Below are 26,451 nucleotides of genomic sequence, written 5' to 3'. Positions count from 1 at the left end.
TTCACAACGGGCGCAGCACCGGCTCCTTCTGAACCGCACCCAACAGCCTGTCCAACGCCAACTCGACGTCTTCCTTCCAGGAGAGCGTCGTCCGCAGCTCCAGCCGCAGCCGGGGATGCAGCGGATGGGGGCGTACGGTCTTGAATCCGACCGCCAGCAGATGGTCGGCCGGCAACATACAGGCGGGCTCAGTCCAGCGGGCGTTGCCGAATGCCTCAATGGCCTTGAATCCTCGCCGGAGGAGGTCCTTGGCGACGGTCTGCACCATCACGCGCCCCAGCCCCTGACCCTGATAACCGGGCATGATCCAGGCGGTCATCAGCTGCACTGCGTCGGGGGACACCGGGCTCGTGGGAAATGCCGTGGACCTCGGTACGTACGCCGGCGGTGCGTACAGCACGTATCCCACAGGAACGTCGTCAACGTAGACGACCCGGCCGCAGGAGCCCCACTCCAGCAGGACAGCGGAGATCCACGCTTCCTTCTCCAGCTCGGGCGTGCCTGCCTTTACCGCTGCTTCTCCACTGACGGGATCAAGTTCCCAGAAGACACAGGAACGGCAGCGCTTGGGGAGATCCGGAAGATTGTCCAACGTGAGCGGTACGAGCCGTCGCCCCATGAAAGCTGTTCCTCACTTCCTTCGCCTGCCGCACTGCGGGCGGCCGTCAGCGCGCCCCGCTCCCGAATCAGGCTGCCGACGAAGCCGCCGACCGCACCGAGACTGAGCCCTGCTGTCACCAGCTGGGTGCGGCTCACCGATCGCATGGCCACCGGCCTCCTTCTGAAGTGAACCAAGGTGGATGTGCCATACCAGAACGCATCGTATCCACCCATCGGTCGCACGGATACCGTAGGAAAGCAAAGGGCGGGCCGTGTTCCGGAACGTGCCGGACACAACCCGCCTCTGCAACGGTTCTCCGAGGGATCACCCCTCGGCGTCCTCTTCGCCTTCCTCAGCGGGTCCCCTCTCCAGGACGCGACCCTCCCCAGGGGCGAGCGTGCCGAGGATCCGGTCGAGATCTTCCATCGACGCGAACTCGACGACGATCTTTCCCTTCTTCTGCCCCAGATCGACCTTCACCCGTGTCTCGAAGCGGTCGGAGAGCCGCGAGGCAAGACCGGAGAGCGCAGGCGAGACCCGGGCACCGGCACGCGGGCCCTTGGCCTTGGGGGTGCTCTGAGGACGTGAGCCCATCAGAGTGACGATCTCCTCGACAGCACGCACCGAGAGGCCCTCGGCAACGATCCGATGCGCCAGACGGTCCTGCTCCTCGGAGTCCTCCACCGCGAGCAGCGCCCTGGCATGCCCTGCCGACAGCACCCCGGCAGCCACCCTGCGCTGAACCGAGGGCGAAAGCCTCAGCAGTCGCAGCGTGTTGGAGACCTGCGGGCGCGAGCGCCCGATGCGGTCGGCCAGCTGGTCGTGCGTGCAGTTGAAGTCCTTGAGCAACTGGTCGTAAGCCGCAGCCTCTTCCAGGGGGTTCAGCTGAGCCCGGTGCAGGTTCTCCAGCAGAGCGTCGAGAAGAAGCTTCTCGTCCTCGGTGGCGCGGACGATCGCCGGGATCCTCTCCAGGCCGGCTTCCCGGCATGCCCGCCAACGGCGCTCCCCCATGATGAGCTCGTAGCGCTCGGGACCCAGCTGCCGTACGACGACGGGCTGGAGGAGGCCCACTTCCTTGATGGAGGTGACCAGCTCCGCGAGAGCGTCCTCGTCGAACACCTCTCGGGGCTGCCGGGAGTTCGGCTTGATGGAGTCCAGCGGCAGCTCGGCAAAGTGAGCACCGGCAACCTCCTCGGGACCCACCGGCTCCGGCACCTGCGCGGGAACTTCCGTTTCACGTGAAACGGGACCTGCGGGAAGCGAGGTGACCTTCGCCGCCGCCACGCCCCGCTCCGCGGTCATGACCGGCACCGCCGTAGGGGAAGTCGAGGCCGGCCCTGACGGCGGACCCGGCTTCTCCTGCGAAGCCGCAGGAATCAGCGCTCCGAGCCCTCGCCCCAGGCCTCTACGTCGCTCACTCACTGGATCCCCTCCGACATGCTCTGCTGGCTGTTCTGGGTGCCCGACTGGGCATGCTGCGGGTCGTAGTGCACGCCCACGCCACGCAGCGCAATCTCACGGGCCGCTTCAAGATACGAGAGCGATCCGCTGGAGCCCGGATCATAGGTGAGGACCGTCTGCCCATAGCTCGGGGCTTCCGAGATCCGTACGGACCGAGGGATGCTCGTCCTGAGCACCTCTTTGCCGAAGTGCGTGCGCACCTCGTCGGCCACCTGGGAGGCGAGCCGGGTCCTGCCGTCGTACATGGTCAACAAGATCGTCGAAACATGCAGGTCGGGGTTGAGATGCCCTCGCACGAGATCGACGTTCCGCAGGAGCTGCCCCAGGCCCTCGAGTGCGTAGTACTCGCACTGAATGGGGATCAGGACCTCGGCGCCGGCGACCAGTGCGTTGACGGTCAGCAGGCCCAGCGAGGGCGGACAGTCGATGAGGATGTAATCCAGCGGCTGCTCGTACGCCAGGATCGCCCGTTGCAGTCGGCTCTCCCGCGCCACAAGTGACACCAGCTCGATCTCCGCACCGGCGAGATCGATGGTGGCCGGCGCGCAGAAAAGACCTTCGACATCCGGGACCGGCTGGACCACTTCGGAGAGCGGCCTGCTGTCCACCAGGACGTCATAGATAGAGGGGACTTCGGCGTGATGGTCGATCCCAAGCGCCGTGGAGGCGTTGCCCTGCGGATCGAGGTCGACCACCAGAACACGGGCACCGTGCAGCGCGAGTGATGCAGCCAGGTTGACCGTTGTCGTGGTCTTCCCGACGCCACCCTTCTGGTTGGCAACCACCATGATCCGTGTCTGCTCAGGCCGGGGCAGGCCCTCGCCGGCACGGCCGAGAGCTTCTACCGCCAATTGGGCAGCACGACCAATGGGGGTGTCGTCCATCGGGGGCGGTGTTTCACGTGAAACATCCTCCCCCGCCGACTCGGTACGGGGACCGGGGACCGGATCGGTCATCGGTCCCGCGATGTTGGCGTCGGACCGCAAGGATTCACTCTCCTCGACTTCAGGCTCGCAATGCACAGAGCCTGCCATGCTTTCGGGGTCATGAACCAGCGAGGCCCGTTCTTCTGTGGAGTAATCCACGCCTGTGGACAACCCTGCAACCCTCGCGGGCCTACGGTCGCGCGGCTCGGCAGCCGCACGACCGCGGCTGATGATTCCATGCAGCAGAGAGCGACGTTTCACGTGAAACACGATGCACCGGCTGCGCAGCTACACCTTCACGACACTCCGAAATGCGTACGTATGGCAGCTTGTATGGAGCATCGTTGATAGACAGGGAAGATCAACGGCGGCGGCGCGTACGCCCAGTCCGCGCTGCCTTGGCCCGCTTCGCCGCGAATCGCACCCCTCCGGGGCTCTCCCCGACCTCCACACGCACCACCGTCGAGAGCGGATCAACCACTCCTTCGCCGACATGCAGCACTTCGGTCTTCACCACACCAAGCTTGCTCAGTGCAGAGCGTGTGCTCTTAATCTCTTCCTCGGCGGTGTCGCCCTTCAGCGCCAGCATCTCGCCGTACGGACGCAGCAGGGGAACACCCCAGCCGGCCAGTCGGTCCAGCGGTGCCACCGCCCGAGCTGTCACCACATGGACGGGCTGCAGCTTGCCCAGGACCTCCTCGGCCCTGCCACGGACGACCGTCACATGGTCCAGGCCCAGCAGCTCGACCACTTCCTGAAGGAAGTTCGTACGCCGCAGCAGAGGCTCCAGCAGAGTGATTTTCAGGTCCGGGCGCACCAGCGCCAGCGGGATGCCCGGAAGCCCGGCGCCGGAGCCAACATCGCAGACCGTGACGCCTTCGGGGACAACCTCGGAGAGCACCGCGCAGTTCAGCAGGTGCCGCTCCCACAGACGCGGCACCTCACGAGGGCCGATCAGGCCTCGCTCTACCCCGGCGTCCGCGAGCAGTTCCGCGTACCGGACGGCCTCTGGAAAGCACTCACCGAATACCGCCCGTGCCTCTTCAGGCGCCTGGGGAAGCGCTGCTTCCTCCGTCACGGGGACCGTCCTTCCGTACCGCGCTACCGAACTGGTGGCTGACTATCAGGCTGACAAAGATCGGCCCCGCCTGCGAACAGACGGGGCCGAAAGGCAATGGACCCGTCAGGCCGGAAGCACAACGACGAAGCGCTGCGGCTCCTCGCCCTCGGACTCGCTGCGCAGACCCGCGGCCGCGATCGCGTCGTGCACGACCTTGCGCTCGAAGGGCGTCATCGGGTTCAGCTTCACCGGCTCACCGGTGCTCTTCACCTCGTCCGCGGTCTTGGCACCAAGCTCTGCGAGCTCTTCGCGCTTCTTGGCCCGGAATCCCGCGATGTCGAGCATCAGCCGACTGCGGTCCCCGGTCTCGCGGTGCACGGCGAGACGCGTGAGCTCCTGAAGTGCCTCAAGCACCTCACCATCACGCCCCACGAGCTTCTGCAGATCACGGCTGCCCGCGTCACTGATGATCGAAACCGCGGCCCGGTCGGCCTCGACATCCATGTCGATGTCGCCGTCGAGGTCGGTGATGTCGAGCAGACCCTCGAGGTAGTCGGCCGCGATTTCCCCTTCCTGCTCGAGGCGGGTCAGGGTGTCGCCACCCTCAGCGGCCACGGAGGTGGTGCCTTCCGTCACGGATGGACTCCTTATTACTTCTTGGACGGGTGCTTGGGCCGTTGCTGGCCCTTGCGCTGCCCGGACTTGGCTTGGCGTGCGGAACCGGGAGCAGACTTGCCGGCCGGCTTGGGCTTGGCGTCCTGCGGCTCATCCTTCTGCAGCGAGGTCTTCGCCACGGATTCGCTGCCTGCCTGACGCTGCGACTTGCTCAGGCGCTTGGGCTGCTGCCGCTTGTGGCCAGTCTCGGCCGTCGTGCCCTCTTCGACCTCGGCTGCAGGCTCCCCCTTCGCCACGGTGCCGTCCGGCTGGACGGTCAGACGCACCATGGCGAGGCCTTTGACGAACTTGCGCTCGGCTTCGTTGCGCTCGCGGCCCTTGGCAGCGATCTGCTTGATGACGTTGCGCTCGCGGCGGGTGCGCACCTTGCCGTGCTTGGAGATCGACTTCTGCATCCGCTCCAGCAGGTGGGCCTGCGCCTTGCTGCCCGGAGTCGGGTTGCCGTGGATCACGTACATCTGCTGGCCCATGGTCCACACGTTGGTGGTCAGCCAGTAGACGAGGACACCGACGGGGAAGTTGATGCCCATGACGGCGAACATGATCGGGAAGATGTACATCAGCATCTTCTGCTGCTGCATGAAGGGCGTCTTGACCGTCAGGTCGACGTTCTTCGTCATCAGCTGGCGCTGCGTGTAGAACTGCGACGCCGACATCAGGATGATCATGACGGCGGTGACGATGCGCACATCCATCAGGGAAGCGTCCAAAGACGCCACCTTCGCCGTGCTGTCCGTGAACTTGGCAGCCAGCGGAGCACCGAAGATGTGGGCCTCACGCGCGCTGGCCAGCAGCGAGTCGTTGATGACGCCGACCGTCTTGCCCGAAGCGATGCTCGAGAGCACGTGGTAGAGGGCGAAGAAGAACGGCGACTGCGCCAGGATGGGAAGGCACGAGGAGAGCGGGTTGGTACCCGTCTCCTTGTACAGCTTCATCATCTCTTCGGACTGACGCTGCTTGTCGCTCTTGTAGCGCTCCTGGATCTTCTTCATCTCAGGCTGGAGCGCCTGCATGCCGCGCGTCGACTTGATCTGCTTGACGAACAGCGGGATCAGACAGATCCGGATAAGCACCACGAGGGACACGATGGACAGACCCCAGGCCCAGCCCGTGTCAGGTCCGAAGATCGCCCCGTACATCGTGTGGAATTGGACGATGACCCACGAAACAGGTGTGGTGATAAAGCTGAACAGACTGGCAATCGTGTCCACTAATCAGGCTCCTTGAGCATTGGGCGAGGTCTCTGCAGCCAGGTTGGGCTCAGCGGCGGAGTACTGCCCGCCCTTGGTGTCGCGGTTGCCGCTCCACGCGTTGCGCAGCGCTTCGTGCCAACGCGGACGTTTGCGCGGCGGGACATGGTCCACACCGCCGGGCGACCACGGATTGCACCGCAGAATGCGCCAGGCGGTCAGGGCCGTGCCCTTCACCGCTCCATGCCGGTCGATGGCCGTAAAACCGTAGTGGGAGCACGACGGGTAATAGCGGCACACAGGCCCGAGCAACGGACTGATCGTCCACTGGTACAGCTTGATCAAAGCCAGCAGCGGGTACTTCATCGCGCGCCCCCTCCCAGCAGCCGCTGAAGGGCGGCATCCAGGTCTTGGGCCAGCTGTGCATGGTCGGCATCGCCTGCTCCGGGCAATGCCCGTACGACAACCAGGCTACCGGGGGGCAGCTGGGACAACCGATCGCGGACAAGGTGGCGAAGTCTCCGCTTCACCACGTTGCGTACGACCGCGTTGCCGACGGCTTTGCTGACGACGAAACCCGCACGCGTCGGGGGAACGCTCTCCCCAGGCGCGTGCGGGTCCGTTGAACCGCTGCTGCGTAGATGGACGACGAGGAGCGGGCGACCGGCCCTGCGTCCTCGGCGTACCGCGGTCGCGAAGTCCTCGCGCCGCCTCAGCCGATTCTCGGTAGGCAGCACGTCATGACTCGTTTACGAGATCAGGCGGAAAGGCGGGTGCGGCCCTTGCCACGGCGGGTCGCCAGGATGGCGCGACCGGCGCGGGTGCGCATGCGCAGGCGGAAGCCGTGGGTCTTGGCACGACGACGGTTGTTCGGCTGGAAGGTGCGCTTGCTCACTCGGGGGCTCCAGAAATGAATCGGGTGATGGCGGGACATCGCCTGGCTGTCACCGTGCGCCCACGAGGAAGCTCGCAACGCCCGTGTGCACCGCTTCACGACCACAGATCGTGATCTTTGCCCATCGGAGGCAGGCGGCAGCAGCCATCGACAACTCGACCTGGTCACGGTACGCGCGGCTACGCCATCCGGTCAAACCGGGTCTTCGCCGTGGTCCACTATGCACAGCCTGTGGACAACAACTTGAACCGCGTGACGCGCCCCGACTACCGTGGCTGAACTTGGATTCCTTTCCTGCCTGTCCTTCCCATCCCGTCCCAAGAACCACACATTCGTGGGACCTGTGAGAGAGCGTGCCCTGTGGCTGACGTACCTGCCGATCTTGCCGCAGTGTGGCCACGGGTGCTGGAGCATCTCCTCGGAGAGGGGCAGCAGGGCATCGAACCCAAGGACAAGCAGTGGATCGAGCGCTGCCAGCCGCTCGCCCTGGTGGCCGACACCGCACTGCTTGCCGTCCCCAATGAATGGGGCAAGCGCGTCCTCGAAGGGCGGCTCGCCCCGCTCATCAGCGAGACCCTGAGCCGCGAGTGCGGCCGTCCCATCCGGATCGCGATCACCGTCGACGACTCGGCGGGAGATTCCGCCCCGCCGCCAGCCCCGTCCGCGCAGCAGTCCCAGCAGTCGCAGCAGCCCCGGTACCAGGGGCCGTCGCACGACGACTCGCAGCAGCAGTCTCAGCACGAGTCGTACGACGGCTACGGGCACCGGCCCGCCGCCGATGATCTCCCGACCGCTCGGCCCGCGTACCCCGATTACCGGCAGCCGCGCCACGAGCCCGGTGCCTGGCCGGGCCCGCAGGAGGACCACGGCTGGCAGCAGCCCCGGCTCGGCGGCTACCAGGAGCGCGACCCGTACACCGGACGCCCCCAGCAGCACGACTACCGGCCGCAGGCGCCCGAGCGCCAGCAGTACGAGCAGCCGCACTACGACCAGGCGCCGCGTCACGAGCGCCAGCTCGACCGCCGCGACCACCAGGACCAGCAGGCACCGCACCGCGGCGGCCCCGGCTCCTCGCCGACCGGCGGTGGCGCGCCCGGGCCGCTGGCCGCCCAGCCCTCGTCGCCGCCCGGTCCTGGCGAGCCGCACGCGCGCCTGAATCCGAAGTACCTCTTCGACACCTTCGTCATCGGCTCGTCCAACCGCTTCGCGCACGCGGCCGCGGTCGCCGTCGCCGAGGCGCCGGCGAAGGCGTACAACCCCCTCTTTATTTATGGGGAGTCGGGACTCGGAAAAACGCATCTGCTGCACGCGATCGGGCACTACGCGCGGAGCCTCTACCCGGGGACGCGTGTGCGCTATGTGAGCTCCGAGGAGTTCACGAACGAGTTCATCAACTCGATCCGCGACGGCAAGGGCGACGCTTTCCGCAAGCGCTACCGCGACGTGGACATCCTGCTTGTCGACGACATCCAGTTCCTCGCGAGCAAGGAGTCGACGCAGGAGGAGTTCTTCCACACCTTCAATACGCTGCACAACGCGAACAAGCAGATCGTGCTGTCCTCCGACCGGCCGCCCAAGCAGCTGGTGACGCTGGAGGACCGGCTGCGCAACCGCTTCGAGTGGGGCCTGACCACCGACGTACAGCCGCCGGAGCTGGAGACGCGCATCGCGATCCTCCGCAAGAAGGCGGTGCAGGAGCAGCTCAACGCTCCGCCGGAGGTGCTGGAGTTCATCGCCTCCCGTATCTCGCGCAACATCCGCGAGCTGGAGGGCGCGCTGATCCGGGTGACGGCCTTCGCGTCGCTCAACCGGCAGCCGGTGGACCTCGGGCTCACCGAGATCGTGCTCAAGGATCTGATCCCCGGCGGCGAGGACGCGTCGCCCGAGATCACCGCGAGCGCCATCATGGCCGCGACCGCCGACTACTTCGGGCTGACGGTGGAGGACCTCTGCGGATCCTCGCGCAGTCGCGTGCTGGTGACGGCCCGGCAGATCGCGATGTACCTGTGCCGTGAGCTGACCGACCTCTCGCTGCCCAAGATCGGCGCCCAGTTCGGCGGCCGCGACCATACGACCGTGATGCACGCCGACCGTAAGATCCGCGCGCTGATGGCCGAGCGGCGCTCCATCTACAACCAGGTCACCGAGCTCACGAACCGCATCAAGAACGGCTGACACGGCCGCGTAAAACAGCGTCGGAAGGGCGCCCCGGGACGAACTCCCGGGGCGCCCTTCGTCGTTCGGACCCTCTTCGGTGTCTCTGCGGTGTTCGAATACGCACCCGCATGGCTCTGTTCTCCACAGAACAGGGGAGGATGTTCCGTCCACACCCTGGGGACTCCCAAGTTGTCCAGAGTGGGTCCACAGGTCCGGTTGCTCAGACTTGATCACCCCAGGTCAGGTGGTTGGGGATTTGTGGTCAACCGCCCTCCACAGGCTGTGGACAGAAAAACTGTCCACAGGGTGTGATCAAGGTTGTCCACTGCCGGCCCACAGGCAGGATGATGTTGTGCACAGCTTCTCCACACCCCTGTCCACTGTTCGGCAACGAAACGCCCGGGCTCACTGCGTCGAGTGAAAGCCGTCACACCAAGGGGGTCGGTTGGGCTGTGGGGAACGTGGGTAAAGCTGGGGACAGCACTGGGGAGAACTCCCACCGGCCTGTGCACCGGCTGTGCAGAACTTTCGCGTGTCCACAGAAACCCCGGGTTGTCCACGGGCTGCGCCCACAGGGCCGGTGGACAAAAAAGCGCCTCTGACCTGCGAATACGGGGTTATCCACCGTTTCCACAGGCCCTACTACTACTCCCACTTAGAGTTAGCTCGGAATTCGCTTGGAAGAAGGGCCTGTGCACAACTCGAGCCCGGAGCCTCCAGGACCTCTCGCCGCGACTTGACCCCGAGCCGCACCGACTGTCGGTGCCGTGCGTCAGACTGGTCTCCGGCAACACAGCCAGACGACCCCAGACGACGACGGCCAGCAGGGCGAGCCAGCAACAAGCAGGAGGCGGTTCCGGTGAAGATCCGGGTGGAGCGCGATGTACTCGCGGAGGCGGTGGCCTGGACGGCTCGCAGCCTCCCGGCCCGTCCGCCGGTGCCCGTCCTCGCGGGCCTTCTTCTGAAGGCGGAGGACGGCGCTCTGAGCCTCTCCGGCTTCGACTACGAGGTGTCTGCGCGGGTCTCGGTCGAGGCGGACGTGGAGGAGGACGGCACCGTTCTCGTCTCCGGCCGGCTTCTCGCCGACATCTGCCGCGCCCTTCCCAACCGGCCGGTGGAGATCTCCACAGACGGTGTACGGGCGATCGTGGTCTGCGGCTCTTCGCGGTTCACACTCCACACGCTGCCTGTGGAGGAGTACCCGGCACTTCCGCAGATGCCGACCGCGACCGGCACGGTTCCCGGTGAGGTCTTCGCCTCCGCCGCCGCCCAGGTGGCCATCGCCGCCGGCCGCGACGACACGCTGCCCGTCCTCACCGGCGTACGCATCGAGATCGAGGGCGACTCGGTCACGCTGGCCTCCACCGACCGCTACCGCTTCGCGGTCCGCGAGTTCCTGTGGAAGCCGGAGAACCCGGAAGCCTCCGCTGTCGCGCTGGTGCCCGCCAAGACTCTGCTCGACACCGCCAAGTCGCTGACCAGCGGTGACACGGTCACCATCGCGCTCTCCGGTTCCGGCGCGGGCGAAGGCCTGATCGGTTTCGAGGGCGCCGGCCGGCGTACGACCACGCGCCTGCTCGAAGGCGACCTGCCGAAGTACCGGACGCTCTTCCCGACCGAGTTCAACTCGATCGCCGTCATCGAGACCGCCCCGTTCGTCGAGGCCGTCAAGCGTGTGGCTCTGGTCGCCGAGCGGAACACTCCGGTGCGGCTCAGCTTCGAGCAGGGCGTGCTGATCCTCGAAGCGGGATCGAGCGACGATGCACAGGCTGTGGAGCGGGTCGACGCCAACCTCGACGGCGACGACATCTCGATCGCCTTCAACCCGACGTTCCTGTTGGACGGCCTGAGCGCGATCGACTCCCCGGTCGCCCAGCTCTCCTTCACGACGTCCACCAAGCCGGCGCTGCTCAGCGGCAGGCCCGCGATGGATGCCGAGGCGGACGAGGCGTACAAGTACCTGATCATGCCGGTGCGGCTCTCGGGCTGACCCCTAGCTGCCCCCGCGCGCCGAGGGAGTCCCTGCGCCGACACTGTGCGCTGATGCGGCGGCACAGGCCCGGTGCCCTGGTGGCCCGGGCCTGCTGATGCCAGTCAGATCCTCCCAGCAGGCCGGGCGTAGGCTCGTTCTCGGGTACGAATCGCCACAACGCTTAAGGAATCTCTGATGGAGCTCGGTCTCGTCGGCCTCGGCAAGATGGGCGGCAACATGCGTGAGCGCATCCGCCGCGCAGGCCACACCGTCATCGGTTACGACCGCAACCCGGATGTCGCCGATGTCCACAGCCTTGAGGAGCTTGTGGCCAAGCTCAAGGGCCCGCGAGTCGTGTGGGTGATGGTCCCGGCCGGTGCCGCGACCCAGTCCACCATCGACGAGCTTTCCGAGCTGCTGGAGCCCGGGGACGTCGTCGTGGACGGCGGAAACTCCCGCTGGACGGACGACGAGAAGCACGCCGTCGAGCTCGGCATCAAGGGCATCGGCTTCGTCGACTGCGGCGTCTCGGGCGGTGTCTGGGGCCTGGAGAACGGCTACGCGCTGATGTACGGCGGCGACGCCGAGAACGTCGCGAAGGTCCAGCCGGTCTTCGACGCCCTCAAGCCCGAGGGTGACTTCGGCTCGGTGCACGCGGGCAAGGTCGGCGCCGGCCACTTCGCGAAGATGGTCCACAACGGCATCGAGTACGCCATGATGCAGGCCTACGCCGAGGGCTGGGAGCTGCTGGAGAAGGTCGACTCCGTCACCGATGTGCGCGAGGTCTTCCGGTCCTGGCAGGAGGGCACGGTCATCCGTTCCTGGCTGCTGGACCTGGCCGTCAACGCTCTCGACGACGACGAGCACCTGGACCAGCTCCGCGGGTTCGCCGCCGACTCCGGTGAGGGCCGCTGGACCGTCGAGGCCGCGATCGACAACGCGGTGCCGCTGCCCGCGATCACCGCGTCGCTCTTTGCGCGCTTCGCGTCCCGTCAGGAGGACTCCCCGCAGATGAAGATGATCGCTGCCCTGCGCAACCAGTTCGGCGGTCACGCGGTCGAGTCCAAGAAGTAGTTCAGAGCTGGAAGAAGGTCGGCGTACACCATGCATGTCACGCATCTGTCGCTGGCCGACTTCCGCTCGTACGCCCGGGTCGAGGTCCCTCTCGATCCGGGCGTCACCGCTTTCGTGGGGGCCAACGGCCAGGGCAAGACGAATCTCGTCGAGGCGGTCGGCTATCTCGCGACGCTCGGCAGCCATCGGGTCGCATCCGACGCTCCGCTGGTACGGATGGGCGCGGAGCGGGCCGTCATCCGGGCCGCCGTCACCCAGGGCGAGCGGCAGCAGCTCGTCGAGCTGGAGCTGAATCCCGGCCGTGCGAACCGGGCTCGTATCAACAGGTCTTCGCAGGTCAGGCCGCGTGATGTGCTCGGGATCGTACGGACCGTGCTGTTCGCGCCCGAGGATCTGGCGCTGGTCAAGGGCGATCCGGGCGAGCGGCGGCGCTTCCTCGACGAGCTGATCACGGCACGTTCGCCGCGCATGGCGGGGGTGCGGTCGGACTACGAGCGGGTGCTGAAGCAGCGCAATACGCTCCTGAAGTCGGCTGCGATGGCACGCAGGCACGGCGGCCGCTCCATGGATCTGTCGACCCTCGACGTCTGGGACCAGCACCTTGGGCAGGTCGGTGCGGAGCTGCTGGCTCAGCGGCTGGATCTGATCGCGACGCTGCAGCCGATGGCGGACAAGGCGTACGAGCAGCTGGCACCGGGCGGGGGCCCGGTGGGCCTGGACTACCGCAGTTCCGTAGGCGAGGGCATAGCGGCGGCGCACACCCGTGAGGAGCTGTACGACCAGCTGATCGCGGCGCTGGCCGATGCCCGCAAGCAGGAGATCGAGCGGGGCGTGACGCTGGTCGGCCCGCACCGCGACGACCTGGTGCTCAGGCTGGGGCAGCTGCCGGCCAAGGGGTACGCAAGCCACGGCGAGTCCTGGTCGTACGCGCTGTCGTTGCGTCTGGCCTCGTACGACCTGCTGCGGGCCGAGGGCAACGAGCCGGTGCTGGTGCTCGACGACGTTTTCGCGGAGCTGGACGCGCGGCGCCGCGAGCGGCTGGCCGAGCTGGTGGCGCCGGGCGAGCAGGTGCTGGTGACGGCGGCGGTGGACGACGATGTGCCGGGGGTGCTGGCCGGTGCGCGGTATGCGGTGTCCGATGGCGAGGTGGCGCGCGTATGAGCGCGGAGCTGCCGGGCGCTCGGGGCTCGCAGGGTGCCAAGGGCTTGCGGGGCTCGCAGGGTGCGCCGGCGGAACCTGAGCTTCCGGTGCCTGGCCCTTCGGTGCCTGGGCCCTCGATGCCCGGATCCTCGACGCCCGGACTCTCGACCCCTCGCCCCTCCGTGCCCGAGCCGTCCGGCGTCGATCTGGCGCGTGTGGCCCTGCGTGCGGCCAAGGAGCAGGCGCGGGCGCGTGGCGCGGCGGCGCAGCAGAAGAAGCAGGCGCGGCGCGGCGGCGGCCTGCGGTCCGGGTCGGGGGCCGACGGCCGCGATCCGCTGGCGCTGGGCGCTGCCCTGGACCGGCTGAAGACCGAGCGCGGCTGGGAGATGCCGATGGCGGTCAGCGGAGTGATGGGCCGCTGGCCGGAAATCGTGGGCGGGGATCTGGCGAAGCACTGCGTTCCCCAGCGGTACGACGAGGACGAGCGCGTGCTGACCGTGCAGTGCGATTCGACGGCGTGGGCGACGCAGTTGCGCCTGATGCAACGGGAGTTGCTGACGCGGCTGAACAAAGACCTCGGCCGGGACACGGTGCGGATGATCAAGATCTGGGGCCCGGGCGGGCCGCAGCGCCGGTTCGGTCCTCTGCGGGCGCCGGGAAGCACCGGGCCCGGGGATACGTACGGCTGAGGAGCGGGTGTACGCATGAGGCGTCCCTCACGGTAGCCGGAGGTTGACAGGCCGAAGCGCTGAATGCCCGCGTGAGCCTCTTGGAGCCCCTTCCCGGATATGGGGAGTCGGACGGCTCCGGTTCAGGACGGCACATGGGTACTCAGGTACCGGCAAACCCCCATGAGTGTCCGCGCTACCGGTAGACTGGTGGACAATCCCGCCCGCTCGCGGGACACGTCGACTTATACAGAACGACGCAGCCGGTCCCGTTTGTCGCGGGTCGGCCTGTGCTGTGCCAGAAAGGGCGCTTCGTGGCCGATTCCGGCGACCCCAACGAGAACATTCTGTCCATTGCCGACAAGGACGGCGCGGCTGCAGTGCCGGCTGCAGTTCCGGGCGCAGTACCGGCTGCCGTCGCGGCGGCCTACGACGCCAGCGCGATCACTGTGCTTGAGGGCCTGGACGCGGTCCGCAAGCGGCCCGGCATGTACATCGGCTCGACCGGTGAGCGTGGTTTGCATCACCTTGTCCAGGAGGTCGTCGACAACTCCGTCGACGAGGCCATGGCGGGTCACGCGTCCATGATCGATGTGACGATCCTGGCCGACGGCGGCGTGCGCGTCGTCGACAACGGCCGTGGTATCCCGGTCGGCATCATCCCGTCGGAAGGGAAGCCGGCCGTCGAGGTCGTGCTGACCGTTCTGCACGCGGGCGGCAAGTTCGGCGGCGGCGGTTACTCCGTTTCCGGTGGTCTGCACGGCGTGGGCGTGTCCGTGGTGAACGCGCTGTCGTCGCGGGTGTCTGTCGAGGTCAAGACCGACGGTTACCGCTGGACGCAGGACTACAAGCTCGGTGTGCCGACGGCGCCGCTGGCCCGTAACGAGGCCACGGAGGAGTCCGGCACCTCTGTCACCTTCTGGGCCGACCCGGACGTCTTCGAGACGACCGACTACTCCTTCGAGACGCTGTCGCGGCGTTTCCAGGAGATGGCGTTCCTCAACAAGGGCCTGACGCTCAAGCTGACGGACGAGCGGGAGTCCGCGAAGGCCGTGGCGGGAGCGGACACGGCGGACGGTACGGAGGACGACCAGGTCCGTACGGTCACGTACCACTACGAGGGCGGCATCGTCGACTTCGTGAAGTACCTGAACTCGCGCAAGGGTGAGCTGATTCACCCGACCGTCATCGACGTCGAGGCCGAGGACAAGGAGCGCATGCTCTCGGTCGAGATCGCGATGCAGTGGAACTCGCAGTACACCGAGGGTGTCTACTCCTTCGCGAACACGATCCACACGCACGAGGGCGGCACGCACGAAGAGGGCTTCCGTGCGGCGATGACGGGTCTGGTCAACCGGTACGCGCGCGAGAAGAAGTTCCTGCGCGAGAAGGACGACAACCTCGCGGGCGAGGACATCCGCGAGGGTCTGACCGCGATCATCTCGGTGAAGCTGGGCGAGCCGCAGTTCGAGGGCCAGACGAAGACCAAGCTGGGCAACACGGAGGCGAAGACCTTCGTGCAGAAGGTCGTGCACGAGCACCTCAACGACTGGTTCGACCGCAATCCGAACGAGGCCGCGGACATCATCCGCAAGTCGATCCAGGCGGCCACGGCGCGCGTCGCGGCCCGCAAGGCGCGCGATCTGACGCGTCGCAAGGGCCTGCTGGAGTCGGCCTCGCTGCCGGGCAAGCTGAGCGACTGCCAGTCGAACGACCCGACGAAGTGCGAGATCTTCATCGTCGAGGGTGACTCCGCCGGTGGCTCGGCGAAGTCCGGCCGTAACCCGATGTACCAGGCCATCCTGCCGATCCGAGGCAAGATCCTGAACGTCGAGAAGGCGCGGATCGACAAGATCCTCCAGAACACCGAGGTCCAGGCGCTGATCTCGGCGTTCGGCACGGGTGTGCACGAGGACTTCGACATCGAGAAGCTCCGCTATCACAAGATCATCCTGATGGCGGACGCCGACGTCGACGGTCAGCACATCAACACGCTGCTGCTGACGTTCCTGTTCCGCTTCATGCGGCCGCTGGTCGAGGCGGGGCACGTGTACCTGTCGCGTCCGCCGCTGTTCAAGATCAAGTGGGGTCGGGAAGACTTCGAGTACGCCTACTCGGACCGTGAGCGCGACGCGCTCGTCGAGCTCGGCAAGCAGAACGGCAAGCGGATCAGGGACGACTCGATCCAGCGCTTCAAGGGTCTCGGTGAGATGAACGCCGAGGAGCTGCGCATCACCACGATGGACCAGGACCACCGTGTGCTCGGCCAGGTGACCCTGGACGACGCGGCGCAGGCCGACGACCTGTTCTCGGTGCTGATGGGTGAGGACGTCGAGGCGCGGCGCTCGTTCATCCAGCGCAACGCCAAGGACGTCCGCTTCCTCGACATCTGAGTCGGCCGTGCAAGCCACCAGCCGCAGCTCGAAAGGACTTTGACCAGCAATGGCCGACGAGAACACTCCTGTCCCAGTGACCCCCGAAGAGCCGCCCGTCGTCGAGGGCGTCGGCATGCGTGTCGAGCCCGTGGGGCTCGAGACGGAGATGCAGCGCTCGTACCTCGACTACGCGATGTCCGTCATCGTGTCGCGTGCGCTGCCCGACGTACGGGACGGCCTGAAGCCCGTGCACCGCCGCGTGCTGTACGCGATGTACGACGGCGGATACCGGCCCGAGAAGGGCTTCTACAAGTGCGCCCGTGTCGTCGGCGACGTCATGGGTACGTACCACCCCCACGGCGACTCCTCGATCTACGACGCCCTGGTGCGCCTGGCACAGCACTGGTCGATGCGCATGCCGCTGGTGGACTCCAACGGCAACTTCGGTTCCCCGGGCAACGACCCGGCCGCCGCCATGCGGTACACCGAGTGCAAGATGATGCCGCTGGCCATGGAGATGGTCCGGGACATCGACGAGGAGACCGTCGACTTCCAGGACAACTACGACGGCCGCAACCAGGAGCCGACGGTTCTGCCGGCGCGCTTCCCGAATCTGCTGATCAACGGTTCGGCGGGCATCGCAGTCGGTATGGCCACCAACATTCCCCCGCACAACCTGCGGGAGGTGGCGGCCGGTGCGCAGTGGTTCCTGGAGAACCCGGACGCCGGTCACGAGGAGCTGCTCGATGCGCTGATGGAGCGCATCAAGGGCCCCGACTTCCCGACCGGTGCGCTGGTCGTGGGCCGCAAGGGCATCGAGGAGGCGTACCGGACGGGCCGTGGCTCGATCACGATGCGCGCGGTGGTCGCGGTCGAGGAGATCCAGAACCGCCAGTGCCTGGTGGTCACCGAGCTTCCGTACCAGACGAACCCGGACAACCTCGCGCAGAAGATCGCCGACCTCGTGAAGGACGGCAAGGTCGGCGGCATCGCGGACGTCCGTGACGAAACGTCCTCGCGGACCGGCCAGCGTCTGGTCATCGTCCTGAAGCGGGACGCGGTCGCGAAGGTCGTCCTGAACAACCTGTACAAGCACACCGATCTGCAGACGAACTTCGGCGCCAACATGCTGGCCCTGGTGGACGGCGTGCCGCGCACGCTGTCGCTGGACGCCTTCATCCGGCACTGGGTCACGCACCAGATCGAGGTCATCGTCCGGCGTACGAAGTTCCGCCTGCGCAAGGCGGAGGAGCGGGCGCACATTCTGCGCGGTCTGCTCAAGGCGCTGGACGCGATCGACGAGGTCATCGCGCTGATCCGGCGCAGCCACACGGTCGATGTCGCGCGCGAGGGCCTGATGGGCCTGCTGTCGATCGACGAGATCCAGGCGAACGCGATCCTGGAGATGCAGCTGCGCCGGCTGGCCGCTCTGGAGCGCCAGAAGATCGTCGCCGAGCACGACGAGCTCCAGGCGAAGATCAACGAGTACAACGCGATCCTCGCCTCGCCGGAGCGTCAGCGGCAGATCATCAGCGAGGAACTGTCCGCGATCGTCGAGAAGTTCGGTGACGACCGCCGCTCCAAGCTGGTGCCTTTCGACGGTGACATGTCCATCGAGGACCTGATCGCCGAGGAGGACATCGTCGTCACCATCACCAATGGTGGCTACGTCAAGCGGACGAAGACCGAGGACTACCGCTCGCAGAAGCGCGGCGGCAAGGGTGTTCGCGGTACGAAGCTCAAGCAGGACGACATCGTCGACCACTTCTTCGTATCGACGACGCACCACTGGCTGCTGTTCTTCACCAACAAGGGCCGGGTGTACCGGGCCAAGGCGTACGAGCTGCCGGATGCCGGCCGGGACGCGCGCGGCCAGCACGTCGCCAACCTGCTGGCTTTCCAGCCGGACGAGAAGATCGCCCAGATCCTGGCAATCCGTGACTACAACGCGGCGCCGTACCTGATCCTGGCCACCAAGGGCGGCCTGGTGAAGAAGACGTCGCTGAAGGACTACGACTCGCCCCGTTCGGGCGGCGTCATCGCGATCAATCTGCGGGAGACCGCGGACGGCAGCGACGACGAGCTGATCGGCGCGGAGCTGGTGTCGGCCGAGGACGATCTGCTGCTGGTCAGCAAGAAGGCCCAGTCGATCCGCTTCACGGCGACGGACGACGCGCTGCGGCCCATGGGGCGTGCGACGTCGGGTGTCAAGGGAATGAGTTTCCGCGAAGGCGACGAGCTTCTCTCGATGAATGTCGTCCGGGCCGGTACGTTCGTGTTCACCGCCACCGATGGTGGGTACGCGAAGCGGACCCCCGTCGACGAGTACCGCGTTCAGGGTCGCGGCGGCCTGGGTATCAAGGCCGCCAAGATCGTGGAGGACCGGGGTTCGCTGGTCGGCGCGCTGGTGGTCGAGGAGACGGACGAGATCCTCGCCATCACACTCGGCGGTGGTGTGATTCGTACGCGAGTCAACGAAGTCAGGGAGACGGGCCGTGACACCATGGGCGTCCAACTGATCAACCTGGGCAAGCGCGACGCCGTTGTCGGTATCGCTCGCAATGCCGAGGCCGGTCGCGAGGCTGACGAGGTGGACGGTCCCGAAGAGGCCGATGCCGATGCGGTCGAAGGCGATGTGGCCGAGGCTTCTGCCGAATCTGCCGAATCCGTCGAAGGTGCCCAGCCTTCGGCCGGGGAGCACGAGGAGTAAAGCGTGAGTGGAGCCACGGGCGCCGGAGCGACCGCTTCCGGTTCTGGATCATCCGGTGCCCGTGGCTCTGCCGCGGACTCCCAGGGGGGGACTGTGACCGATACCCGAGGGCCTCAGCCCCAGCAGTACGACGCGTACGCGGGCGGCGGGGCGCTGCCCGGTGAGCGTGAGCAGCAGGGGCAGGGCCAGTCGACGCAGCCGTACCACCCGCCGGAGGCGTACCCGTCGCCTCAGGCCGGCGGTACGCAGGGCGGCCAGCAGCGCCCCGGGCAGCAGGCGGCGGCAGCGGTGCGCCGCCCGCGGACCGGCGCGAAGACGACGCCGCGTACGCGCAAGGCGCGGCTGCGGGTGGCCAAGGCCGACCCGTGGTCGGTGATGAAGGTCAGCTTCCTGCTCTCCATCGCGCTGGGCATCTGCACGGTGGTGGCGGCCGCGGTGCTGTGGATGGTCATGGACGCCATGGGCGTCTTTTCCACGGTGGGCGGGACGATCAGCGAGGCGACGGGCTCGAACGAGAGCAACGGCTTCGACCTGCAGTCCTTCCTCTCGCTGCCGCGAGTTCTGATCTTCACGTCGGTCATCGCGATGATCGATGTGGTGCTCGCCACGGCGCTCGCGACGCTCGGCGCGTTCATCTACAACCTGTCCGCAGGCTTCGTCGGCGGCGTGGAGCTGACGCTCGCCGAGGACGAGTAGGAAGCGGGCGGAACCGATTTTGGTACTGCCCCCGAGGTGCGCTAATCTTCAGGGGCAGCGCGGGGCTATAGCTCAGTTGGTTAGAGCGCATCCCTGATAAGGATGAGGCCACAGGTTCAAATCCTGTTAGCCCCACCGCGGACCTGATAAAGGTCGAAGGCCCGGTAGATCGAAAGATCTACCGGGCCTTTTGCGTGTCTGCGGACGGCCCGAATCGGGTGGGAACTAGGTCACCGATCGGTATCGGTCGGTGTGTATAGTCGGGCGCCAGATGTCTCCTACGTCAAGGAAAGACGAGGTCGCGCGGTGAAGAAGCTTCTCCTGGTCGCACTGGCCGCCATCGGCGGGCTCCTCGTGTACCGCCAGATCCAGGCGGATCGCGCCGAGCAGGATCTGTGGACGGAGGCGACTGACTCCGTGCCCGCAGGTTCGGGTGTGTGAGACCCAGTAGTCCGTAACACTTGCCCCGGTCGCCGAGCGACCGGGGCTTTGTGCTGTCCGCGGGATGTGTGTGCGGGTGCGGCGAGTCGTTGTTGCGGGACCGTGACACCTCCCTCTTGAATTCGCCGACGCAAATCAATAACTTGCATAAGCAAAGCGGTGGGATCTTGGTGCGAAGGGTCCCGGGGAGGGGGAACGGGTGAAGGCACGACTTGGCCGCTGGGCGGCGGCCGCGCTGATCGGCGGGGCGCTGCTCGGTGTTGTGGCGGGGCCGCTGCCCGCCGTGGCCGCGGACGGAACGGGGCAGGCGGAGGGGGCGGACGGCAGGAGCAGCCTGGTGATGGTGCTCGACTCCTCCGGCTCCATGGCCGACGACGACGGCACGGGACGTACACGGATGGAGGCTGCCCGCGGGGCGGTGACCACCGTTGTGGACACGCTTCCCGACGGCTACCCCACAGGACTGCGGGTGTACGGCGCCGACCGGGCCTCCGGCTGCACCGACACACGGCTGGTACGGCCCGTACGGCCGCTGGACCGCGATGCGATGAAGCAGGCCGTGAACGGGGTGAAGCCCAAGGGAGACACCCCCGTCGGGCTGTCCCTGCAGAAGGCCGCACAGGACCTGCCGAAGCCCGCCGGCGGCGCGCTCGGGCGGCGCACGATCCTGCTGATCTCCGACGGCGAGGACACCTGTGGGACGCCGCAGCCCTGCGAGGTCGCCAAGCAGCTCGGCGAGGACGGGGTCGACCTGCGGATCGACGCCATCGGCTTCCAGGTGCGAGGCAGGGCCAGGCAGCAGCTCGAATGCATCGCTGAGGCCGGCCACGGCTCGTACTACGACGCGCCTGACGCCGATGCGCTGGCCAGGCAGCTCCAGCGGGCCTCCCAACTCTCCGCGAACGGCTACCGGTTCCGGGGCGAGCACATCGAGGGCGGTGCGAGTGCGACCGGCGCTGCCCGGATCGCGCCCGGCCAGTACACCGACACCATCGGGCCCGGCGAGACCCGCTGGTACGCGGCGCAGCTCGACGAGAAGTCGGCCGCCGACCTTGCGGTGACTGCCGTGCCGCAGCTGGGAGTCAAGGCCGGTTACGGGGACGGGATCGAGCTCAAGCTCACCTCCACCGGGAAGTCCGGCTCGACCTGCGACAGCGCGCAGGAGCACTTCGGGCAGGACGAGGGTGCGATGGTGCTCACCACTGCTGTCAGCCGCATCCCCTCCTCCGACGGTGACCGGTTCTGCGACCCGGCCGGGCGCTATCTACTTTCTGTACACCGCACAAGCGATTCTGGTTCCGACCGGGCGCGTTGGCCTTTCGAGCTCCGGTACGGAACGGAGCAGCCGCTCGCCGAGGGCACCGTGCCCGCGGAGTCCGCGACCGAGTACGGAAAGGCGGGCAAGGACGCCGTACCGCCCGCAGGTGATCCGAAGGACGTCGAGGGCGGCACCGGCTTCAACGACGCCAGGGCGCTGGACAATGGCGTATGGCGCGACCAGCTGCTGCCCGCCCAGACCCGCTGGTACAAGGTGCGGGTCGGCTGGGGGCAGCAGTTGCGCTACGCCGTGGACTTCGGCAATGAGCCCACGCTGGAGGAGAGCAGCACGGAGACCAGCTTCGTGGACACCGCGGCGTACAGCGCGGGCCGCAAACCGATCGCGGGCGGCAGCGAGTTCAACGACCACCGGATGTATCTCGGCAAGCCGGCCGCGGTCGACCTCGGCACCGTGCCGGTGGCCTGGACGAACCGCTGGGAGACCTCGTCCCATGTCGTGCCGGTGCGTTCGGCGGGCGAGTACTTCATCGCGGTCTCGCTCGGACCGAACGCCGCGAAGTTCGCCGAGAACGCGGCCGTCGGCGTCGTACTGCGGGTGGATGTGATCGGTGACGAGCTGGCGGGGCCGCAGCACGACGCGCCCGTCGTGGCGAAGTCGGACAAGAAAGCGGACAACAAGGGTGGTTCGGCGGCCCACGCAGACAGTGGTGAGGCTGCCGGGGCAGGATGGACCGGCACTGTGACCGCCGCGGTGGCGGGCGGCGCGGTTGTCCTGGCCGCGGGGCTCGTGTTCGCGGCGATGCGGCGCAGGTCGGCCATGAAGACGACAAGGGGTGGCGCGTGAAGAGGCAGCGCAGCAGGGGAAGAGTGGCGCCGGCCGCGCTGGCGGCACTGTGTGCGGTGGCGGCTCTGCCGGGACAGGCGTGGGCGGCGGGGGAGCCCAGTCCGTACACCTACGAGCCGTCCGCGCAGCCGGTCAAGGGCGCGGTGGTCAACACCGATGCCGAGCAGCTGAAGGCCGGCGGTACGTACAAGGACTCCATCAAGCCGGGCGGCAAGCTCTTCTACCGGGTGGTCCTCGACGCGAAGTCCAACGCCTATGTGTCGGCCACGGCGGTGCCCAAGCTCGGCACGAAGGTGTCGTACGCCGACGAGCTCAAGGTGACGCTCCAGGACCGCGACGGGAATTCCTGCAATTACGGCACCGCGCAGTTCCAGTCCGCCGAATTCGCGCGGCCGGTGGGCACCTACGCACACCGGACCATCGACAAGGACAGCACCTCCTGCCAGGAGGCCGACACGTACTACGTCCTTGTCGAGCGGAACAGCGAGGCCACTTCGTCGAGTGAGCCCTGGGAACTGGAGATCCGGCATCTGACGGAGCCGGGGCTGAAGGCGGCCGGGCCCACGGCCGCGCCCGAGAACTGGCCCAGCGCCTCCCCCGAGCCGCCGACGGGCGGGCCGCAGGAACGCCGGGGCGGGACGAGCTTCTTCAGTGCTCCCGGGCTGAAGCAGGGCGAATGGCGGGACAAGATCAAGCCGGGCGAGACGCTGTTCTACAAGGTGCCTGTCGACTGGGGGCAGCAGCTCTTCGCCAGCGCCGACCTGAGCAGCGCGGCGGGCGAAGGGTACGTGCCCAACGCTCTCGCCATGGCGGTGTACAACCCGGCGCGGGGGCTCGTCGACAGTACGTCCGACGTCGCGTACGACGGCAAGCAGAAGTCGACCGCGCTGGATCCGCTGCCGCCCGTGGCGTACGAGAACCGCTTCGACTCGAACGACTCCGTCAACGGGATGCGCTTCGCGGGCTGGTACTACCTGAGGGTCAGTCTCAATCCCGCTGTGGAGAAGGAGTTCGGGTCGAAACCGCTCGGCCTGTCGCTGCGGCTGAATGTGAAGGGCGACACGAAGAGCGCGCCCGGTTACGCGGGACCGGCCGGTGACTTTCAGGTCACCGACGACGACCTGAGCGCGGCCGAGAGCGGGCAGAGCTCGTCCGAGGCGGAGAAGAGCGGCACGATGCGGCTCGTCGCGGCGGCCGGGATCGGGGCGGGCACTGTGCTGGTGCTCGGACTCGGCGTGTGGATGTTCGTCGCCAGGCGGCGCGCGGCGGCGGGAGCGCCCAGTGCGGGGCAGGGGGCCGACAGCGGGGCGCCCACGCAGTACGGGCCGCCCGCCGCCTGGTAGACACCAGCGGCGTACTGGGCGGGCGTCAGGTCTGGGTCAGCGCCCAGATGCCCACCGCGAAACAGACCAGCGCCAGCAGCAGCACCGGGACCGTCACCTTCGGGGGCGGTCCCGGGCGCGTGTGCGGGGCCGGGACGGGAGCGTGAGCCGGAGTGGGAACCTCCGGGCCCTGAGCGGTGTATGGACGAGTAAGGGCTTGTTCGTACTGGACCGCGGCCACGGGGCTCTGGGAGGGGTTCTGTGCCGCGCCGGAGAGGGGGGAGGGCGCATGCGCGGGTGCGGACGTGGGCGTCGATGTGGGGGGAGTCGACGGCTGCGCCAGGTGCGGGTGCGGGCTGGGGTAGGCGGGCTGCTGCGGCGGCGGAGCCAGGTGGAAGCTGCCTGTCTCCGACATGGGGGCGGGCGCGGCGGGCTGCTGTACGGGCGCCTGCCGGCCGCCCTGTGCATGGCCCTGCGCATGCTCCTGTGCCTGGCCCTGGGCGTTCTGTACGAAGCTTCCGGGGCCGGCAGCGGGCGCCTCCGGGCCTGCCGGGCCGAAGCCGGGCGGCAGCGGCCCGATCTGGTCGAAGATCTCCACCGGCTCCTCGCCCGGCGCCGGCTCGGGCAGCATCTCGACGGCCGTGGTCAGCGCCTTGCGCGCACCCGTCGCCGTACGGAACCTGGCCTGCGGATCGGGCTGCAGCATCCCGGCGATGACCTGCCACAGGGGCTCCGGGATGCCCTGGGGGGCGCCCGGCGTGCCGTACGTCGCGAAGTGCTCCACCAGAGCCTGGGAGTCCGGCTTCTGACCCTGCAGCAGATAAAGGGCGACCAGGCCGGCCGCGAACAGGTCGGCCGGGAAGTCCGGTTCCGCGCCCAGCATCTGCTCGGGCGCGAAATAACCGGGCGTCCCCACCACATAGTTGGTCTCGGTGAGGCGGGGCTCGCCCTTGCGCATCGAGATACCGAAGTCGGACAGCCGCAGATGCGGCCGCCCGGTGCCGGTGGCTTCCAGCAGGATGTTCGCCGGCTTGATGTCGCGGTGCACCACACCTTCGGCGTGCACCGCGGCCAGACCGGAAAGGAGCTGGTCGAGCAGGGTGCAGACAAAGCGGGGCGGCAGCGGGCCGTAGTCCCCGATCACATGCGCCAGGGAACCGCCGGCCACCAGGTCCATGGTGAACAGCACCTTGTCGTCGTCCGCGGCCCAGCTGGCCGGGGCGAGCACATGGGGGTGGTCGATCCGCAGTGCCTGCTCGCGGACGAAGCGCAGCAACGTGTGCGCATCGCTCTGCTGCAGCACCTTTGCCGCCACATAACGGCGACGCCTGTGGTCCCAGGACCGCCAGACGGCGCCGACTCCACCGCGCCCGATCGGGTCGATCAGCTCGTACCGACCAGCGAAGATCTCACCCATTGCGCTGTGCCCGCTCCCCGGTCCGCTGCTCTCAGCTCTGGTGCGCCTCGTAGTGGGCGACCGCGTCCGCGGTGCGCCCTGCGCCGTACACCCTGAGGAACTCTGCCAGTTCTGGATGGGTCGGGGCGAGAGTGTCCGCCGCATCGATGATGTCGCCGGCGGCGGCCACCGAGCGCAGCAGCGACTGGATCTCGCGCACCACGCGTCGTACGGTCGGGGCTCCGGAACTGGCAGTGGTCTGACCGGTGTTGCTCAGCACGGAACCGCCCTGTGACTTCTTGATCTCTTCCATCCGGTCGGTGGCTTCGACGGCACTGACGCTGCCGTCGGCGACCTGGCCGGCCAGGTCCTGCAGAGCCTGGACGCGCTGCACCACGGCAGGATTGCCGATCTTGGCGCGCTGGCCGCTCATCAGCTGGGACAGCATGGGTGCGGACAGACCGAGCACCGCCGCGAGCCTGGCCTGATTCAGGCCGAGGTCGTCGATCAGCCGACGGAAGAGCGCCCCCAACGGCTCCCCGTACCAACTGCGCTGAAGCTCTCGTGCTCTAGCTGTCGCCTCTTGTTGCGCTGCATCCATTGCGTCTCCCCTTCGCTGCTGCGAACCTCGCCGAGCATCTTACGGAGCGTGGTCGCGCACGGGGAGTCCCAATCCTTTTGCAAGATCTGGGGGGAGACCCGGTACTCTGGTCTGCGGCGGTGGCCACGGTGCAGTTTCCGACCGGTCACGTCCACCCATTCCCGGGGCCTTAGCTCAGTTGGTAGAGCGCTGCCTTTGCAAGGCAGATGTCAGGAGTTCGAATCTCCTAGGCTCCACAGCGCAGATACCCCTCTGACCTGTTTACGCAGGTCAGAGGGGTATTTTTTGTGGTTCACAGCCCTGCGTCCCTGGCGAGCAGCGCCGCCTGCACCCGGTTGTCGCACTCCAGCTTCGCCAGGATCCGGCTGACATACGTCTTCACTGTGGCCTCGCTCATATGGAGCCGCTTGCCGGCGTCCGCGTTGGACAGGCCCTCGCCGAGCAGCGCGAGGACATCCCGCTCCCGCCCGCTCAGCGCCGTGACCTGCCGCCGCGCCTGCTCGGCGCGGGCCGGCGCCCGGCCCGAGGCCAGCTGCTCCACCACGTGCCGGGTCGCGCCGGGCGACAGATACGCGTCCCCGGCCGCGGCCGCCCGTACCGCCCGGATCAGCTCGGCGGGCGCCGAGTCCTTCAGGAGAAACCCCGCGCCCCCGTGCTCCAGCGCCCGCAGAACGTTCTCCCGCTCGCCGAAGGTCGTCAGTACGATCACGCGCGCCGCGGGCACCGCCCTGCCCAGCTCCGCCAGCGCCGTGAGCCCGTCCATCACCGGCATCTGAAGGTCGAGCAGCACCACGTCCGCCGCGTGCGAGCGCGCCAGTTCGACGGCCTCGCGGCCGTTCGCCGCCTCCGCGACGACCTCGATCCCCCGGTCCGAGGTGAGGATCATCCGGATCCCGGCCCGGATGAGGGGCTCGTCGTCGGCGATCACGACTCTGACGCGCGGACCCGTCACGTGTGCTTCCACAGTCA

Annotated in this window: 23 protein-coding genes and 2 tRNA genes; 13 read left to right on the top strand and 12 right to left on the bottom strand. The window is 67.6% G+C overall.

Annotated features, from left to right (window positions below):
* Position 1 precedes the first annotated feature (1 nt).
* The 9 genes from J7I98_RS12405 to rpmH form a co-directional block, all read right to left on the bottom strand.
* On the bottom strand, positions 2–619 hold the full coding sequence (locus J7I98_RS12405) for a GNAT family N-acetyltransferase (protein WP_214920702.1): 618 nt from the start codon (positions 617–619) through the stop codon (positions 2–4).
* A gap of 306 nt (positions 620–925) precedes the next feature.
* Positions 926–2,023 (bottom strand): ParB/RepB/Spo0J family partition protein, encoded by a 1,098-nt coding sequence (locus J7I98_RS12400; protein ID WP_214920701.1) that lies wholly within the window; start codon positions 2,021–2,023, stop codon positions 926–928.
* Positions 2,020–3,096, bottom strand: coding sequence for a ParA family protein (locus J7I98_RS12395; protein WP_214920737.1), 1,077 nt, complete (start codon positions 3,094–3,096; stop codon positions 2,020–2,022). The genes J7I98_RS12400 and J7I98_RS12395 overlap by 4 nt, the downstream gene beginning before the upstream one ends.
* 253 nt (positions 3,097–3,349) lie before the next feature.
* On the bottom strand, positions 3,350–4,066 hold the full coding sequence (gene rsmG / locus J7I98_RS12390) for a 16S rRNA (guanine(527)-N(7))-methyltransferase RsmG (protein ID WP_214920700.1): 717 nt from the start codon (positions 4,064–4,066) through the stop codon (positions 3,350–3,352).
* A gap of 105 nt (positions 4,067–4,171) precedes the next feature.
* Entirely contained in the window at positions 4,172–4,684 is a 513-nt protein-coding gene (locus J7I98_RS12385; RefSeq protein ID WP_214920699.1) for a R3H domain-containing nucleic acid-binding protein, read from the bottom strand.
* 14 nt (positions 4,685–4,698) lie between these two features.
* Positions 4,699–5,934 (bottom strand): membrane protein insertase YidC, encoded by a 1,236-nt coding sequence (yidC, locus tag J7I98_RS12380; protein ID WP_214920698.1) that lies wholly within the window; start codon positions 5,932–5,934, stop codon positions 4,699–4,701.
* Between the two features lie 3 nt (positions 5,935–5,937).
* The gene (gene yidD / locus J7I98_RS12375; RefSeq protein WP_214920697.1) at positions 5,938–6,279 is read right to left on the bottom strand and encodes a membrane protein insertion efficiency factor YidD; all 342 of its coding nucleotides are present in this window, start codon (positions 6,277–6,279) and stop codon (positions 5,938–5,940) included.
* Complete coding sequence (gene rnpA, locus J7I98_RS12370; protein WP_214920696.1) at positions 6,276–6,650, bottom strand: ribonuclease P protein component; 375 nt, start codon at positions 6,648–6,650, stop codon at positions 6,276–6,278. Before rnpA ends, yidD begins: the two co-directional genes overlap by 4 nt.
* Before the next feature lie 20 nt (positions 6,651–6,670).
* Positions 6,671–6,808 carry a 50S ribosomal protein L34 gene (gene rpmH, locus J7I98_RS12365; RefSeq protein WP_078606731.1) on the bottom strand — a complete coding sequence of 46 codons (138 nt, stop codon included), beginning with the start codon at positions 6,806–6,808 and terminating at the stop codon, positions 6,671–6,673.
* A 360-nt stretch (positions 6,809–7,168) separates the two neighbouring features.
* Between rpmH and dnaA the strand changes: the two genes are divergently transcribed.
* The 12 genes from dnaA (at position 7,169) to J7I98_RS12305 (ending at position 23,506) form a co-directional block, all read left to right on the top strand.
* The gene (gene dnaA, locus J7I98_RS12360) at positions 7,169–8,983 is read left to right on the top strand and encodes a chromosomal replication initiator protein DnaA (RefSeq protein ID WP_214920695.1); all 1,815 of its coding nucleotides are present in this window, start codon (positions 7,169–7,171) and stop codon (positions 8,981–8,983) included.
* 841 nt (positions 8,984–9,824) lie between these two features.
* Complete coding sequence (gene dnaN, locus J7I98_RS12355) at positions 9,825–10,955, top strand: DNA polymerase III subunit beta (protein WP_214920694.1); 1,131 nt, start codon at positions 9,825–9,827, stop codon at positions 10,953–10,955.
* A 177-nt stretch (positions 10,956–11,132) separates the two neighbouring features.
* Positions 11,133–12,011, top strand: coding sequence for a phosphogluconate dehydrogenase (NAD(+)-dependent, decarboxylating) (gene gnd, locus J7I98_RS12350; protein ID WP_214920693.1), 879 nt, complete (start codon positions 11,133–11,135; stop codon positions 12,009–12,011).
* A 30-nt stretch (positions 12,012–12,041) separates the two neighbouring features.
* Complete coding sequence (recF, locus tag J7I98_RS12345; RefSeq protein ID WP_214920692.1) at positions 12,042–13,172, top strand: DNA replication/repair protein RecF; 1,131 nt, start codon at positions 12,042–12,044, stop codon at positions 13,170–13,172.
* 116 nt (positions 13,173–13,288) lie between these two features.
* The gene (locus J7I98_RS12340; protein ID WP_251020499.1) at positions 13,289–13,840 is read left to right on the top strand and encodes a DUF721 domain-containing protein; all 552 of its coding nucleotides are present in this window, start codon (positions 13,289–13,291) and stop codon (positions 13,838–13,840) included.
* A 269-nt stretch (positions 13,841–14,109) separates the two neighbouring features.
* A complete protein-coding gene (gene gyrB / locus J7I98_RS12335) occupies positions 14,110–16,212 on the top strand; it encodes a DNA topoisomerase (ATP-hydrolyzing) subunit B (RefSeq protein ID WP_214920690.1) in 2,103 nt (700 codons plus the stop codon).
* 49 nt (positions 16,213–16,261) lie between these two features.
* Positions 16,262–18,904, top strand: coding sequence for a DNA gyrase subunit A (gene gyrA, locus J7I98_RS12330; RefSeq protein ID WP_214920689.1), 2,643 nt, complete (start codon positions 16,262–16,264; stop codon positions 18,902–18,904).
* A gap of 93 nt (positions 18,905–18,997) precedes the next feature.
* A complete protein-coding gene (locus J7I98_RS12325) occupies positions 18,998–19,600 on the top strand; it encodes a DUF3566 domain-containing protein (RefSeq protein ID WP_308377735.1) in 603 nt (200 codons plus the stop codon).
* A 61-nt stretch (positions 19,601–19,661) separates the two neighbouring features.
* A tRNA-Ile gene (locus J7I98_RS12320) sits at positions 19,662–19,735 on the top strand.
* A gap of 171 nt (positions 19,736–19,906) precedes the next feature.
* A complete protein-coding gene (locus tag J7I98_RS12315; RefSeq protein ID WP_003958712.1) occupies positions 19,907–20,041 on the top strand; it encodes a DLW-39 family protein in 135 nt (44 codons plus the stop codon).
* Between the two features lie 199 nt (positions 20,042–20,240).
* Positions 20,241–22,163 carry a VWA domain-containing protein gene (locus tag J7I98_RS12310; protein WP_308377734.1) on the top strand — a complete coding sequence of 641 codons (1,923 nt, stop codon included), beginning with the start codon at positions 20,241–20,243 and terminating at the stop codon, positions 22,161–22,163.
* Positions 22,160–23,506: a hypothetical protein gene (locus J7I98_RS12305; RefSeq protein ID WP_214920687.1), complete on the top strand. Its 1,347-nt coding sequence runs from the start codon at positions 22,160–22,162 to the stop codon at positions 23,504–23,506. The genes J7I98_RS12310 and J7I98_RS12305 overlap by 4 nt, the downstream gene beginning before the upstream one ends.
* Before the next feature lie 25 nt (positions 23,507–23,531).
* On the opposite strand, the gene J7I98_RS12300 is transcribed toward J7I98_RS12305, so the two are convergent.
* Both J7I98_RS12300 and J7I98_RS12295 read right to left on the bottom strand, forming a co-directional pair.
* Positions 23,532–24,902: a serine/threonine-protein kinase gene (locus J7I98_RS12300; protein WP_214920686.1), complete on the bottom strand. Its 1,371-nt coding sequence runs from the start codon at positions 24,900–24,902 to the stop codon at positions 23,532–23,534.
* 31 nt (positions 24,903–24,933) lie between these two features.
* Positions 24,934–25,482 (bottom strand): DNA-binding protein, encoded by a 549-nt coding sequence (locus J7I98_RS12295; protein ID WP_214920685.1) that lies wholly within the window; start codon positions 25,480–25,482, stop codon positions 24,934–24,936.
* A gap of 163 nt (positions 25,483–25,645) precedes the next feature.
* On the opposite strand from J7I98_RS12295, the gene J7I98_RS12290 reads away from it, so the two are divergent.
* Positions 25,646–25,718, top strand: a tRNA-Ala gene (locus J7I98_RS12290).
* Positions 25,719–25,774: 56 nt separating this feature from the next.
* Here the strand turns inward: J7I98_RS12290 and J7I98_RS12285 are convergent.
* Positions 25,775–26,434 (bottom strand): response regulator transcription factor, encoded by a 660-nt coding sequence (locus J7I98_RS12285; protein WP_214920735.1) that lies wholly within the window; start codon positions 26,432–26,434, stop codon positions 25,775–25,777.
* Positions 26,435–26,451: the final 17 nt, after the last annotated feature.

Source organism: Streptomyces sp. ISL-98 (genome assembly GCF_018614055.1).
Classification (GTDB): Bacteria; Actinomycetota; Actinomycetes; order Streptomycetales; family Streptomycetaceae; genus Streptomyces; species Streptomyces spiramyceticus.
The sequence above is the reverse complement of the archived record's forward strand: the minus strand, read 5'-3'. Positions and strand labels throughout refer to the sequence as shown.

Excerpts from the sequence above, each read along its gene's own strand:
- J7I98_RS12405 (WP_214920702.1), bottom strand. The coding sequence starts at position 619 with ATGGGGCGACGGCTCGTACCGCTCACGTTGGACAATCTTCCGGATCTC.
- J7I98_RS12395 (WP_214920737.1), bottom strand. The coding sequence starts at position 3,096 with ATGGCAGGCTCTGTGCATTGCGAGCCTGAAGTCGAGGAGAGTGAATCC.
- yidD (WP_214920697.1), bottom strand. The coding sequence starts at position 6,279 with ATGAAGTACCCGCTGCTGGCTTTGATCAAGCTGTACCAGTGGACGATC.
- gnd (WP_214920693.1), top strand. The coding sequence starts at position 11,133 with ATGGAGCTCGGTCTCGTCGGCCTCGGCAAGATGGGCGGCAACATGCGT.
- recF (WP_214920692.1), top strand. The coding sequence starts at position 12,042 with ATGCATGTCACGCATCTGTCGCTGGCCGACTTCCGCTCGTACGCCCGG.
- J7I98_RS12340 (WP_251020499.1), top strand. The coding sequence starts at position 13,289 with ATGCCCGGATCCTCGACGCCCGGACTCTCGACCCCTCGCCCCTCCGTG.
- gyrA (WP_214920689.1), top strand. The coding sequence starts at position 16,262 with ATGGCCGACGAGAACACTCCTGTCCCAGTGACCCCCGAAGAGCCGCCC.
- J7I98_RS12300 (WP_214920686.1), bottom strand. The coding sequence starts at position 24,902 with ATGGGTGAGATCTTCGCTGGTCGGTACGAGCTGATCGACCCGATCGGG.
- J7I98_RS12295 (WP_214920685.1), bottom strand. The coding sequence starts at position 25,482 with ATGGATGCAGCGCAACAAGAGGCGACAGCTAGAGCACGAGAGCTTCAG.